This is a genomic window from Oceanipulchritudo coccoides (assembly GCF_010500615.1).
Taxonomy (GTDB): domain Bacteria; phylum Verrucomicrobiota; class Verrucomicrobiia; order Opitutales; family Oceanipulchritudinaceae; genus Oceanipulchritudo; species Oceanipulchritudo coccoides.
Window position 1 is genome coordinate 588,681 of the sequence record NZ_JAAGNX010000003.1, and the last position, 13,951, is coordinate 602,631.

The following is a 13,951-nucleotide window of genomic DNA, read 5'->3' on the forward strand; positions in this document are numbered from 1 at the left end:
CTAATGAAGAATTTTTTATTAGTAATACTGGTGTTTTTTGCTGGGCTTGGATGCTCAAAAGAGGAGCCTTTAGTTTTCCCTTCGGAAGCTAGAATATTTGATAAAAATGGGTACATCCTTCTTCCCGAAGCAGGGACTATCCTCATAAAGGAAGGCGAATCTATTGTGGTATGCGACTATGAAGTTGATACTCCCAAGCGAATTACAATCGAGGCTTGGAAATATTATAACAATCAAAAATTGGATTCGGCACGGAAAACAATTGAATTTACTGGTGCTGGTCGCGACATACATGCTCCTGCCCAGATTTTTGGATTTCATTTAACTTTTTATGGATACAACACATTGGCTATGTTTAGCACCTATGAGTACGCCGTTTTACCTGTGGAAAATCTTCCCTTAACTGAATTAATCGGGATGATGAATGGTGGAGAGATTAGCTTTTACACGAAGAAATGAATCTTTGGCCCAAGAGGAGAAGTGGTCGAAGGAGGATTGTGATAACTTACTATCAAAGATTGCTTTCCAATCAAAGATAGGGAAAGAACAGATCGGAGATTACAAATCTATAAATGAGTTTATTCAAGATACCGAACTAATAGGCGTCACAACAATTGCTGTAGATACTGTTTTATCTGGACTGAATGCTTTTAGGGGCGCGACAAAGATGTTTGGAAAAGCCCGTAAATGGGCATCTAATCTTTGGTCAGACGCCAACATATTCACTTATTCTAAAAGTACGAATAAAGCAATTCGGGAATCGCTTACTGAAGCATATGAGGTCGCTGAAATGGGCCAGACAATTTTTGATGATACAATCAGAGGTAGTTTTACAGAGATTATCGGATTTGATCTGAACGCAAGAGCTCAGGATGCGCTATATTACAACATTGATGTATATTCACAAGAGTTAGAGTTTAACCATGGACGCACTTTGTGGCAAATTCGTCACCTCAATGAAACTTATGAAAAACATTGTGAAGAGTAGTGAAGAAAAACGTTATCCATTCTGGTTTTTTGGGCCTGAATTCTTGTTATTTTCGATAGTATTTTATTTTGCGGAGAATACTTTTTATTCAAATTATCTCCATATATTTTGATAATCGGAGGACTCTTAGCAATCTACATTACAATGAGAATTCATTCGATTATTATCGAGAAAACAAGTAGAAATAATTCTTATATAATTGGACTAACTGCTTATGCTATTTCACTTTTAGTTTTATCTTATTGGATATGGGATAGGTTTTATACTTAGAGATGGTGTATTTGAAAATTAATGATCCCCTTTTGGCCCAAAGGGGGCAGAAGGTTGAAGGTGGTTTATACTCTAGACCGACCGATGCTGCAGGAGAATTTGGACAGCATTCTGCCTTGGTCATCTACCCAACAGACCCGGAGGCTGTTGATGCGATGCTCGCTGAATATGGATACGATCCCCTCGTCGATGCTGGCGGTAAGGCACACTTGATTATCGCAGGATACAAAGAAGGGTCAAATTTGGTAGCGAAAGTTAACTATGACAGAGATTCGCCTGCGGTATACGCCGATTTGACGAAAGTTGCTGACATTAGAACCCCTGCTGGGATGAGCGAATTAACATATATATCAAATGCGCTATCGGGAGTGTCAAATTTCAATAGTGCTGGGTTTACCTATCATCCGATACCCAATTTCTTTTTAGGGCAACAGAGGTATGGAAATTGTAATTCTTTTTCTTCGGGATTGATCCGTCATTCTGGAGGTAACGGCACCATTTCCAAATGGTATGGATCCGTAAATCAATACCCTGGGTTCTTTTCCCCTGCACCAAGTAGATTCTATAAATAAAGGAATTCAAGATGAGTATTCACATGACATTTTTATCATTAATAACTCTAATTTCTTTTTTTCTTTCAGGTTGCTTTGCATCGTGCACTGATTTCGAAATTGCTGATATTTTGAAGCATGGGAAAGAAGCGGAAATTGAGAAATTTCTTCTCTCTCATTACGAAGGACTTCAACAGTACGATTCTGCCGTTGAACTGCTAGGAAGTGAATTTTCAGAGTATTCTAGCAAGATGCGATCGAATCACTACTTGAAATCACGTAAAAAGCCAATTCCTATTCAGAATAACCATGGAGAAATCACGGAATTCCACTACGAAGTTGCGATTCCACTTCTCTTGCAGCGTGCGGAAGAAGGAGAAAATGCATCAGTTCATTTAAGGGCATTCTATAACAAAGACAAGGAGTTGATACGGCTACGAATACAAACAACGCCATATTAGGATAGGATGATCCTTCAAGCACAACCCTTGGCCCAAGAGGAGGAGGATTTAGGCTATAAAGAAGTAGATAGTATTAGCGAGATAGAGGCTCTACAGGCGGATCATCAAGTCAGTTGGCACATTGAAGAAAGATTTTATGGAATGACTGCCTCCGAAGAACTTAATGAAGCGTTGGCAGGAGCGGCCAAGGCATTGTTAGGCATGCCTAAAGCAGCCAAAGATCTTGCTTTCGGTGTTGGCAAGTCTGGGCTTAAAAGCCTCATCCCTTCAACTGTAGATGAAATCTATCAGAATTGGGACTTAATTGATCAACAATCATACACGCGGACCTTGCCTCTCTCCCAGCCAATTATGGAGCACTTTAGGTTCAAAGGTTATTTAGGCCTTAAAAATCCAGTAATTCAATATAGAGCAGTTCCAACTGTCAAACCGTACGTCAAAATGGATAAAGTTATAATTGTTTACGGAGCAAGTATTTATGGTGATTAAAAAAATTTGGTTACTCACATTCACTCTGTGTTTGGCTGTCGGATCTTCGAATGCCACAAATTCTCTTGAGGAATTTCTTTCGAGAGACGTTTCTGTAGAGGAACAAGAAAGGCTTGAGAAAATTGGCAATCTACATGCTCGAGTCCTGGCGTTGAAAGATGCGTTGGATGGTGGAAATGGGGCTGAAGTTGAAGATATGGCAGATGAGAATTACAAAACAGCATTGTCACAATCGGAAAGTGCCTTCTATGTTGTCCAACTTGGAGGCTTCAAGGTATATGAAGTCCAATCAATCAAGGTTTATGGAAACACGGGTATTGTTATTATAAAGCACCTTTCAGGAAAGGATCCGATAGGCAAAGCGGAAGTTAGCGCTATGTTTTGGAGTTACCGTAAATCCAAATGGTACTTCCGAAGTTTTCCTTTTACGCCTAGCTTGCTGCCTGATTTTCCCGATCTTCCATCATGTCTGAAGGAGGGTTTTTAGGCCCAAAGTAGGGATCCTCGCTGCGATGGCATAGAGTCCCAAATGGCGACAGTCAGGGACATTGCTGCCAGAAATATGAGTATGATTGATCTGGAGTTGCAGCAATTCGAGCAGTTAGGTGGTGATACTTCAGGCTTTTTGGATCAACTCTCATCAGGTATAAGCCTTTCTGGGATTGGGGCTACGGGCATTGTGGTAGGAGACACTCTTTGGTCGATGTCCACTGGGAAGCCCCTCGTATATGGGTACAGTCAAATTACCACTGAGGGATTCCGTGGCAGTTTTTTAACTGGATCAGCAGGTAAGGTCATTAAAGCAGGGGGTACTGTGCTAAGTGTCGCAGGCGGCGTCTTAGATTCGGTTAATGCCTACGATTCATTTTCTCAGGGAGATACTGGAGGGACAATACGTTACGGAGCAAGTTCCGTGGGAAGTTTCGCTGGAGTCGTGTTTTGGCCTGCCGCAGTTGGAACAGCTCTGGGCAACGGGACTGCGATGGGTATCGAGTATTTCGGACGCAAGCATGGAGAAGCTCTTGATAGACGCGGATTGCAAGAATCTATAAGTCGCCGAATTAATGCTGACGTTACTGGAGGCGAGACATTACAGAACCTTCAAAACAAATGGGAGGAGTACGGCTGTGGGGACAACTGAAAACTCATTTCTGATACTCTTCTTTAAGCTTATCGGGATTTTTTGCGTATTAGCGTTCGCTGTAGCCTCCGTAGAATTCCTGAGGCAGTGGTTAATTGAAGGAAGAGTTGAGGTCGAGTTGATCCCCGTAGCGATTATCTTTGGCGGACTGTCTTTTGCCCTATGGCCTTTAAGGAAATGGCAAAATGTCAGACCACATAGAAAGTCATAAATCTTGCTCGGAATGGTTTGCTTGAAAATTCAGCCTGCCTCATTGGCCCAAGGGAATAAGGGCAAATTACCTTTTGGTCTGGATTGCGCTGGAATTAAGGCAGCATTGGCTGCCAACAATTTCGTTGGAGCAGTTGGTGGTTTTTTTCTAGACGTCTTGGGCATTGACGACGGTGCAGCCTCAGGATCGTTCTCAGTGGATGGACTATTTGGTATTCCATTAGCCAAGAATATGTCGGGTAAGGGAGTGAGTGTGGACGTTGCAGTTACCGCTAGCATAAATTGGCGAGATCCCCTAAATTTCGCCGTTTCCGTGCAGGATAGTGTAAGTGTTTTGGATACTATCGGGATGGGAGGATTCGTGACAACGGGTCCAGCTGTCGGTTCTTCAACTATGCCTAATCAGGGTTTTTCTGAATCACTCTACGTCACTGGAAGAGCCGCTGTCGGATTCGGCGGTGCAGTATCTACAAGTCTAGATTTCTTTGGAAACCCCCAGACAGGTGAATTGACTGGAAGTTCAGGTTCTGCTGGTGGTGGGCTCGGCTTCGGCCTGGGCGCCCTATCTGGAGTGACTGACCCTTCTTCGGGAATGGAGGTTCCATCCTATTCTTTTTCGACCGGTACCTTGAATGGAAAAGCTGCACTTGAAGCATACTATAAGGAGAACTGCGAATGAGCGAATTGCTAGCAGTACTATTTCTGAGTTTGCTGGTCGCTTCTTCAGGTACGATGCTTTTTAAACGGAAGCAATTTCTACCATGGACCCAAGAAGTAGACTTTCTCCCCTTTATCATAATCCTGCGGATTTTCGATGTGCTAACTGCTATAGTATTTGTGGTAGGGACGATATACCTTATTCTGGCTTCCTTTTTATTGATTCTACATTGGGTTGGATGAATTGTAATGGGTTTGATTATCAAAATGTTCTCAGCTCCCTCATTGGCCCAAAGGAAGGATCGGTACACGGAGGATGATTGTAATAATCTAAAGGCACGAATCAATGCACTGTCGGCACACGCGTGGAATATAATCAATGAGCAGATGCCCAGTGAGGCTCGGGATTACATGAATGCTGCAGGCACCGCCCAAAGGCAGGTTATCATGAGTACGGTAGTTGGCTTATATGGTCTGGCCGAGTCTTTATTCAAAAGCGCAGGTAAAGCAGCCGCTCAAGCCTTTTCGAGAAGTCGGGCTCCTTTTGCAGCAAGGGGAGATTATATAGTCCCCAGGCATCCTGTTTCAACTGACGTGGCACTTGTTAATGCAAGATCGGCTGGTGATGCAGCAAGACGATCCTCGCTAGGATCTGAAGCAGTTGTCGATGCTGTTCAATATGGCGGCACTGCTGCAGGTCTTTTATGGGCCCTAGATTCTCCTGGCTGGTTGAATGATGCCTTTACGGAGCTTGATACTGCATTCGGGATGACCGACCTGAACCTGAAGACGTTTCAGAGACAACAAGCGAACCTTCAGAATGAATACGATGAAAATTGCCCACCGAGTAATTGAGGTACAGGTTGCCGTAGATCAAACGGGATTCCTTATCTCAAGCGGGCTTCCGATGCTAATTATATTTACGTTGTATTGGTGGAATACAACGCCTGAACGAATTATCGGATTTTCAATTTATGGAGTGATCTCGATATTCTGCCTAGCCTTCGGTGGTTTTTTCTTGCTGCTTCTATTATCTCCAACGGCACGCAGGCATCTGAAATTGATTGGATCCATCTCTTGGGTTCTTGCTATATTAGTTATCGCGAGCGATTACATCATCTAACTGGCTTCGATAATGAGTCAACGAAGTGCCTGCTTGATTAAAGTTGATCCCTCCTCGGCCCAAGGGGAGCAGTGGAAACCAAATAAAGAGGATTGCGACCAGTTGGCTAAGCGGTGGAATAACTATTATAATTCCCAGCCTGGACGGACTACTTACGACACTGATAATCAAGCGTTGGTTGCGGCGGGAATTGAAACTGCTGTGCGCGCAGAGGCGGATGACTGGAACGGAGAATATGGAGGATCGGTTTATCAAGTAGGTGAAGGATACTCATTTACTAAACCTACAGGTGGATTTGGTGGTAGCTGGTCGATAGTCCTGCATGGATACCGTACTTGGTTTAAGGATAACATAGCTTTTTATCACAATCATCCACTTGGTAAAGGTATCGCCAGTGAAAATTTTTCAATGGGTGAGCGCAGAAGTGACAACGCGTTTGTGCACAATAAAGAAATGCCGCTCCTCTTAGTGACTCCGGCTCTTGACATGCGAATTCTTGGGCCGAACGACGATAATGGCTTCACCAAGTACTTTGATCCAATAGGACGGGATTTGGGAAATATAGAAGGTGCTCCTTCGGGTGAAGAAGTTAACAAAATCATCCAATGTCGAAATGAAGGATTCTAAAAACAGCTTTTGGTTGGCATTCTGCGCGATTGTATTTCTCCTTTTTCCCAGCTGTCGGGAATCTTACAACACCAAGGAGGAATCGGCAAAACTATTCGCAGAACACTCGCTGAGTAAACCTTTGCTCGAGTTCAAGATAGACGTGGGAAGGTACCCTTCTCAAATGGAAGGCATAGGCATTCTCGTGAATAGGCCGGATAGCGAGACTCACATTAATTGGAAAGGGCCGTATGTCATTGAGATCCCCTTAGATCCGTGGGGTAATCGGTATCAATACGTCTCTCCTGGAATCCATAATCCTAATTCATATGATCTCTGGTCTCTTGGTCCGGACGGAGTTCCCAGTGATGATGACATCGGCAACTGGTGAAACCTATGCTTACGACGTCATTCGAAAAACCTTTGGCCCAGGGGGGACAGACAAGGCAGGAAACAAAAGAGGAAGTCCTATTCTTTACAACCGACGAATACTACCCCGTGAACGACACGGTTCTTGCCAGATTTGGGGGTGCGGCCAAATTATTGGAGAAGTTCAGCACCTTCCTCAGCGATCTTGATTACATCGATTCTAGAACTCGGAATCAAATAAAGCAGTTCCTTGGAATTGATGATACAATAACGCCGGTTCTGCGGTACAGCAGGGAAACCTTCTTTGTGAATTCAGATTACGTTTTTGGTGGGACCGAGTATCTGGGTTCTTCCGTGATGACAATTTATGGACCGCAAGACATTGCGAGTAGCCCAACGCTTCAAAGTTTCATGGAATTAATGGGGGTTAGTGACCCACTGCAGTACAATAGAATCGTGAATGTCCGTCATTACACCGAAACTATCTGGAGGAAACCAGGAGAATGAGAACTATACTTACAATGCTTGTAGCAATTTTGCTGTTCGGTTGTGACTCCTCAGGACAGACGGAATCAAAGGCAACAACTCCTGACCAGGAGGCAACGAATGAGGCAATCGCTATTGAGGGAAAGTCAGAATACCCCATGGATTCAATTGAACTGCTTAAGTACTCTCAAATGCTGCTAATGGAAGAGATTCGATCGCGCAATCTTGAGGGATTAACGATCGATTCAACTACTATCGAGAAAACCGAAAATCCTGATTGCTTGTATTCAGTGAGTGCAACACTCAGTAATGGTCAGAAAGTCGTTATTTGCTGGGATCTTTATGTTCAGAGTCACCTGAGGTGGTAGAAGATCTTTGGGCAAATCCCTCATTGGCCCAATGAAGGTATCCCCTACCCTCAAACCTCGAAGTGAAACCAAATCAGGCATCTGGATTTGCCAATTATTTGCCAATCTCCGGACATTTTCCCGCATTTCCCTGCATCTCCATTCCGGTCCATCGTTTCACAAGATGCTGTCAGATAACGGGAAGTGAAAACAGATGCAGGGAGCGGAACAACTCAGCCGGGTTCAAGTCCCGCCCTGAGTACCACGCTTCGCTCTCCGCCGCGCCCGCCGAAGACGGCAGTCGCAGGCGGGAGCTTCGCGTGGCGCAGCCACGCAGAGGCGAGGCTAAGACGAAGCGTGCCCTGCGAAACGAAGTGTAGCATGGGCTGTTTTTGCTACTCTCAGATTGCAATCCGTTACAATAAAGGGCACAGGCCGATTACATAAATGAAGCAGGATACCTAAATCTGGCTGATCTACGTTCTAGCCAAAAGTTAATGAAGCCAAAATATGAGGAAATGAATGAATCAACCTCCAAGTTTCATTATGTCTACATCCTCCGAAGCATTCCCTTTCCAACACAGACTTATATTGGCTACACAAATGACCTTAACAGAAGGTTGAGAAGACACAATTCGGGTAAAACGTTTCATACTGGGAAATTTTGCCCCTGGAAAATTGAAACGGCAATCGCACTTACAGATAAACACACCGCTCTCGCCTTTGAACGATACCTGAAATCCCATTCGGGCAAGGCTTTTGCCAGGAAACGGTTGATGGCGTAGCCACTCGTCACTTCCAGAGCAGGCTTATGGGTATGGCAAACAGCTGACCTCCAAACGGTATAACCGTTTCCCCGTCATAAAGGACAATGCCGCATTTGAATCGCTTGCCGAGAGCCTGCTGTAGTTTTCTCAGCCCGTAGAAGTCGGAGGATTTGGCTGTTGCCGAAGCTTTCACCTCAATCCCAGCAATCTCCCTGCCCTTCCTTTCCAGGACGAAATCAACCTCCATTCCATCTTTCCCTCTCAGGTGGAAGAAGTCCAATCGCTCTTCATGCCAACTCGCCAGTTTTCGCAACTCCTGATAAACGAACGATTCAAGAAGTTGGCCAAACATCGACCTTTCTTCCATCAGCGAGTCGGCATCCAAACCAAGAAGGGAACAGGCAAGGCCGGTGTCACCGAGATGGATCTTCGGGGATTTAACCAGTCGACTCATCCGGTTACTGAACCAGGGTTGTAATTCATCAACAAGGAACAGCCGCTTTAATAAGGTCACATATTCCTTAATCGTCGGGTTAGAGATTTCGAATGGCGATGCAAGTTTTGAAATGTTCAACAGTTGAGCGGACTGACCTGCCAGCAGCTGCACAAGTTTAGGTAACGCCTCCAAATGTTGAATCCGTGCGAGGTCCTGGATGTCTCGCTGGATGAGCGTGTCTGTGTAGTCCCTGTACCAGTTTTCCCGTCGGCGTTCCGTTTGTCGCGCCAGCGCTGCAGGAAATCCGCCACCCACAATTTTTTCAGCGAGTTCAATTCCCATCCGTTTGGTTGATTCAATCTTAAAGTCGGCTGTAAAGAGTTTTTCGATAAAGCCCGGCTTTGATCCCAGCATCTCCGATTGGGAGAGTGGCCACAGTCTCAGAATCTCCATCCTGCCTGCGAGGGAATCCGATAACTTTGGAATCGTCAGGATGTTGGCTGATCCCGTCAGGATAAAACGTCCTGGTTTTCTGTCCCGGTCAACCAGTAGCTTTATCGCTGAAAAAAGCTCAGGTGTTCGTTGGACTTCGTCCAAAATGACTTTTTCAGGCAAGTTCCCGACGAAGCCCTGGGGATCCTCAGCTGCAGCCTCCTTGAGTCCATCATCATCAAAACTAAAGTAGTCATACCCCAGCTCCGCACCCTGCATCTTGGCAAGGGTTGTTTTCCCGCATTGTCTCGGTCCGTGAATGAGTACGACCGGTGTGTCCTTTAGAGCTTCCTCCAGGCGATCTTTCAGGAAACGGGGATAGAGAGCGTTTTCCGGCATACGGCTAATCTAAAATAAAATATCAGCCAATTTAAAGTTTTTTTTCAGCCAATTCAAAATTTAACACCGGCCAATTTAAAGAATTAAACCCAGACCTGAGCGAGTCCTGCCCAAAAATGGTGAGCCAGATTTGCCAATTATTTGCCAATCTCCCGACCTTTTCCCGCATTTCCCTGCACCTCTATTCCGGGTATTGACCAAATTGGCGGACTGGCGTTTACTCACACCCGGAGCGAATGCATGGATAGGAGACAATACATCCTCGCCCTTGATCAGGGAACGACTTCCTCCCGGGCAATTGTCTTTGACCGCTCCGGCAAGGCGGTGAGTACTGTCCAGAAGGAGTTCAAGCAGCATTACCCACAACCGGGATGGGTCGAGCACGATCCGGAGGAGATCTGGGAAAGCCAATGCATGGCCGCTGCCCGAGCAATTGAGGCCGCCGGATTAGGTGCTCAGGATATCGCTGCCATCGGCATCACCAACCAGCGTGAAACCGTTGTGGTCTGGGATAAGGCAACCGGCAAGCCGATCCATCCGGCAATTGTCTGGCAGGACCGCCGGACCGCTGATCTCTGTGGCCGGCTGAAAGAGGAAGGCTGCTCCAAAGTGATCCGCAAGAAGACGGGTCTGTTGCTTGATCCTTATTTTTCCGGGACAAAGATCCATTGGATTCTTGAGAATATCGGAGGAATCCGGGAGCGGGCTGAGCGCGGAGAAGTCCTTTTTGGCACGATTGATTCATGGCTCATCTGGAAACTGACCGGCGGAAAGGCACATGTGACAGATGTCTCGAACGCGAGCCGGACCCTCCTCTTCAATATCCATTCCCTTGAGTGGGATCGGGAGCTCCTAGGCCTGCTTTACATTCCCGAGGCAATGCTTCCAATAGTGAAATCCTCGTCAGAGATTTTTGGATACACAGAGGAAGGCCCTCTGCCACATGGCATCCCCATCGCGGGAGTGGCCGGGGACCAGCAGGCCGCCTTGTTTGGACAGGCATGCTTCAAGAAAGGGATGGCGAAGAACACCTATGGCACCGGGTGCTTCCTGCTCATGAATACCGGGGCCCTTCCCATCCAGTCGCAGCACAAGCTGCTCACGACAATTGCCTGGAGAATCGGGAACCGCACAGAGTATGCCCTCGAGGGTTCCGTCTTCATTGGCGGCGCCGTCATACAGTGGCTGCGGGATGAACTGCAGATCATCTCTTCGGCACAGGAATGTAATGAGTTGGCCACTACAGTAAAAGACAGCAACGGCCTGTTCCTTGTCCCGGCCTTCACCGGGCTGGGCGCTCCCCATTGGGATCCCCAAGCCCGCGGAACGGCTATCGGGATCACCCGCGGGACCAACCGGGCCCACCTGTGCCGGGCAGCGCTTGAGTCAATAGGCTTTCAGGTGGCTGACCTCGTTCGCGCCCAAATGGAAGACTCAGGGCTTCCCCTGGCGCAACTGCGCGTGGACGGAGGCGCCAGCCGCAGTGATCCCCTGCTCCAATTCCAGGCAGATCTCCTTCAAAGTGAGGTTGTCCGGCCCAAATGCGTTGAGACAACCGCCCTCGGGGCAGCCTACCTCGCCGGTCTTGCCGTTGGATATTGGGGAGACATGGGAGAAATTTACAACAATTGGGCAGAAGCCGACCACTTTCAGCCAAACAGGTCGGCTGAAGAGATACAGCCGCTCCTTGATAGCTGGAATGATGCCGTCTCGCGCAGCCTGGGCTGGAAGCACTAACTAGCCTGATGCAGCCTCAACTGGGCTGATGCCAAAGCTCATATATTTCGTCTGGAGACCGGCACAAATTGGTCTAAACTAGCCACCCCCGCAGCAATTGCACCTAATTGCACCTTTGCGGTTGACAGTTATGAAACGGGACGGGAGGCTCTAGGTCCGATCGGACTATCTGATCAGTTTAAACCCCGCTACCCCAATCACCGGCATCAGGAAAACCCTCTATTTAACGGCTGCCCGAGCGGCCAGACACCGGTAAGCTTCCTTGGCAAACACAGGTAAGGCAATTTTATGCATATGAAAGCAACAATACTCAATCTCGCGATGCTGTTTCTCGCTGGCACCTCAGCTCATTCCGCAATCGTGTGGCAGGATGAATTCAACGGAACGGAGATCGATACGGAAACCTGGACATGGGATGTGGCTTCCCATGGCTTTGGCAACGGTCAGCTTGAATATGACACCTCGCGGGCAAAGAATTCGTATATCGACAACGGCAACCTGGTCATCGAGGCATTTCGCGAGGACTATTTTGGAAAAGCGTTCACCTCTGCACGTCTGAACACGCAGGGCCGCTTTGCATTCAAATATGGGACGCTCGAAGCCCGTATTAAAATGCCCGATACCGCCAATGGCTTGTGGCCGGCATTCTGGCTGCTCGGGAATAATTTCCCTGGCATTCTGTGGCCGGCCGCCGGCGAGATCGACATTGTCGAGATGGGTGCTGCAAGCGGAATCACGGATGGAAAACAACAGGAGCGCATTAACAGCGCGATACACTATTCAAATGCCGCGGATGAATATGAATTTGCAGCGGAGTGGATCGATGCGGCAGTTGACCTGAGCCAAGATTACCATCTTTATAGAATTGATTGGACCCCGTCCTCGCTGACCTTCTTTCTCGATGGTGTCCAATTCGCGAGCTGGGACATCACACCGGCCTACCTGACCGAGTTTCACCAGCCGCACTTTCCGATTCTGAACCTTGCCATTGGCGGTTGGGAAGGCTCCTACACCGGGGTTACCGATCCATCCGGCGTGACGGCCTTGCCAACCGCAGGATCCAGTGCCAAAATGTACATCGACTGGATTCGTCTTCAGGACAATCCGGATACAGAAATCTTCCTAAGTGCCGATACGGAAGAGACCGGTCTCTTTGGCGTCTTCACAGAAACCACGCCCGTCGATAACTCCCTCGCGTACCTGACAGGTGACGAACCGGGGTTTGAATACGGATCTGAGGCAGCGCTGTTTACCTGGAACAACATGACCGAGGCGGCGGTGCCCGGGGATACTTCTGAAGGCAGCGAGGTATGGACATTTGATATCGCTGGGGGCCAGTGGTTCGGCATGGGGGTCTTTCTCCCCAACTTCCGCAATATGAAAAACTATTCGGACGGGTTCCTCCATTTTGATATCAAGACGACTTTGACCGATGACATTAAAATCGGTGTCAAGAGTTCCCGTGGTGGCGAATCCTGGCAATGGATTGGGGACGGGACTGCCGGCCTCGGATTTGCCCGTGACGGTCTTTGGCACACCGTGAGCATTCCGCTGAACGGATATGCTAACGCGGACTTCAATACAATACATCAGATTTTCATGATCGCCGCGGACTCGGCTTCCGCTTCCACGACCTTGTCAATCGACAATGTTTACTGGGAACCGAGCGTTGTCAGGCCGAGACCTTCGAGCGGCAATTTCGGCGTGTACACTGAAACGCCTGCCAACAAAACTGCCGGCGAATACCTGCTGGGCGTTGATGGTGAGTTTTTCATCTGGAGCGAGACGCTGAATCCGGTAGCGCAAAGTCCATACGAGGGTACTGAGAGCCTGAGCTTTACCTCAGCACCGGGTCTTCAGTGGTTTGGTGCGGCCTTTACCCCGGCAGTCAAGTATGACCTTTCGGCCTGGGATAATCCGAACGGAAAACTCAATTTTTCAATGAAGACCAATTCTTCCACGACGTTTTATGTCGGCATGAAGAGCGGAAACGTCATTGGACCACCCTCCCCGGAAGGATGGGCCAATGAGGGACCCGCCGGTGTCGGGCAAGTCTGGATCAAGTTTGCTCCGGGCAGCGATCCGTACGGATTTATCCGCGACGGAAATTGGCACAACATTGAGATCCCGATAGCCGACATTGTTGGCGATACGGATCTCACCCAGGTCAGCCAGCTCTTCCAGATTTTGGGAGTCGATACGGCGATCTCAGACATTGAGTTGGACGACATCTACTACTCAGGCGGCATCGCCTTCGTAACCACTGTTGTTCCGTCAGTTGTCGAAAGGGGTTTTGGCATCAGTTGGCCCTCTACCGACGGATCGACCTACACCATGGAATGGGCAACTGAGTTCGGCCCCGGCGCAGTTTGGACCGATATGGGTCAGGTCATTGAGGGCGACTGGACTAGAAAAACCATTTTTGATCCTTTTGGCCCCGGGGATACCAAAAGGTTCTACCGGGTCATTGAAACGCCGTAAA

Annotated in this window: 16 protein-coding genes; 15 read left to right on the top strand and 1 reads right to left on the bottom strand. The window is 47.8% G+C overall.

The features are described 5' to 3' along the window. Positions 1 to 3 precede the first annotated feature (3 nt). From G0Q06_RS13055 to G0Q06_RS14825, 13 genes are all read left to right on the top strand, one after another. Positions 4 to 459, top strand: a complete 456-nt coding sequence (locus G0Q06_RS13055; protein ID WP_163966892.1) for a hypothetical protein — start codon at positions 4 to 6, stop codon at positions 457 to 459. Further along, positions 425 to 988, top strand: a complete 564-nt coding sequence (locus G0Q06_RS13060; RefSeq protein WP_163966895.1) for a hypothetical protein — start codon at positions 425 to 427, stop codon at positions 986 to 988. Before G0Q06_RS13055 ends, G0Q06_RS13060 begins: the two co-directional genes overlap by 35 nt. 281 nt (positions 989 to 1,269) lie before the next feature. Further along, on the top strand, positions 1,270 to 1,830 hold the full coding sequence (locus G0Q06_RS13065; RefSeq protein WP_238710837.1) for a hypothetical protein: 561 nt from the start codon (positions 1,270 to 1,272) through the stop codon (positions 1,828 to 1,830). Between the two features lie 23 nt (positions 1,831 to 1,853). Beyond that, complete coding sequence (locus G0Q06_RS13070) at positions 1,854 to 2,270, top strand: hypothetical protein (RefSeq protein WP_163966900.1); 417 nt, start codon at positions 1,854 to 1,856, stop codon at positions 2,268 to 2,270. Between the two features lie 6 nt (positions 2,271 to 2,276). Further along, positions 2,277 to 2,759, top strand: coding sequence for a hypothetical protein (locus tag G0Q06_RS13075; protein ID WP_163966902.1), 483 nt, complete (start codon positions 2,277 to 2,279; stop codon positions 2,757 to 2,759). Continuing rightward, positions 2,749 to 3,246 carry a hypothetical protein gene (locus G0Q06_RS13080; RefSeq protein ID WP_163966905.1) on the top strand — a complete coding sequence of 166 codons (498 nt, stop codon included), beginning with the start codon at positions 2,749 to 2,751 and terminating at the stop codon, positions 3,244 to 3,246. The genes G0Q06_RS13075 and G0Q06_RS13080 overlap by 11 nt, the downstream gene beginning before the upstream one ends. 81 nt (positions 3,247 to 3,327) lie before the next feature. Beyond that, positions 3,328 to 3,900 carry a hypothetical protein gene (locus G0Q06_RS13085; protein WP_163966907.1) on the top strand — a complete coding sequence of 191 codons (573 nt, stop codon included), beginning with the start codon at positions 3,328 to 3,330 and terminating at the stop codon, positions 3,898 to 3,900. A gap of 316 nt (positions 3,901 to 4,216) precedes the next feature. Continuing rightward, positions 4,217 to 4,789: a hypothetical protein gene (locus G0Q06_RS13090; protein WP_163966910.1), complete on the top strand. Its 573-nt coding sequence runs from the start codon at positions 4,217 to 4,219 to the stop codon at positions 4,787 to 4,789. A gap of 425 nt (positions 4,790 to 5,214) precedes the next feature. Beyond that, the gene (locus G0Q06_RS13095) at positions 5,215 to 5,622 is read left to right on the top strand and encodes a hypothetical protein (protein ID WP_163966913.1); all 408 of its coding nucleotides are present in this window, start codon (positions 5,215 to 5,217) and stop codon (positions 5,620 to 5,622) included. A gap of 280 nt (positions 5,623 to 5,902) precedes the next feature. Beyond that, entirely contained in the window at positions 5,903 to 6,517 is a 615-nt protein-coding gene (locus G0Q06_RS13100; RefSeq protein ID WP_163966916.1) for a hypothetical protein, read from the top strand. Further along, positions 6,504 to 6,887 (top strand): type II secretion system protein GspG, encoded by a 384-nt coding sequence (locus G0Q06_RS14930; RefSeq protein WP_163966919.1) that lies wholly within the window; start codon positions 6,504 to 6,506, stop codon positions 6,885 to 6,887. Before G0Q06_RS13100 ends, G0Q06_RS14930 begins: the two co-directional genes overlap by 14 nt. Positions 6,888 to 6,892: 5 nt before the next feature. After that, a complete protein-coding gene (locus G0Q06_RS13110; protein WP_163966922.1) occupies positions 6,893 to 7,372 on the top strand; it encodes a hypothetical protein in 480 nt (159 codons plus the stop codon). An 844-nt stretch (positions 7,373 to 8,216) separates the two neighbouring features. Beyond that, positions 8,217 to 8,483 carry a GIY-YIG nuclease family protein gene (locus G0Q06_RS14825; RefSeq protein WP_163967388.1) on the top strand — a complete coding sequence of 89 codons (267 nt, stop codon included), beginning with the start codon at positions 8,217 to 8,219 and terminating at the stop codon, positions 8,481 to 8,483. 7 nt (positions 8,484 to 8,490) lie between these two features. On the opposite strand, the gene G0Q06_RS13120 is transcribed toward G0Q06_RS14825, so the two are convergent. Then, complete coding sequence (locus tag G0Q06_RS13120; protein WP_163966923.1) at positions 8,491 to 9,732, bottom strand: ATP-binding protein; 1,242 nt, start codon at positions 9,730 to 9,732, stop codon at positions 8,491 to 8,493. Positions 9,733 to 9,972: 240 nt separating this feature from the next. On the opposite strand from G0Q06_RS13120, the gene glpK reads away from it, so the two are divergent. Together glpK and G0Q06_RS13130 are read left to right on the top strand one after the other, a co-directional pair. Then, the gene (gene glpK, locus G0Q06_RS13125) at positions 9,973 to 11,469 is read left to right on the top strand and encodes a glycerol kinase GlpK (RefSeq protein WP_163966926.1); all 1,497 of its coding nucleotides are present in this window, start codon (positions 9,973 to 9,975) and stop codon (positions 11,467 to 11,469) included. Positions 11,470 to 11,763: 294 nt separating this feature from the next. Continuing rightward, entirely contained in the window at positions 11,764 to 13,950 is a 2,187-nt protein-coding gene (locus G0Q06_RS13130) for a glycoside hydrolase family 16 protein (RefSeq protein ID WP_163966928.1), read from the top strand. Position 13,951: the final 1 nt, after the last annotated feature.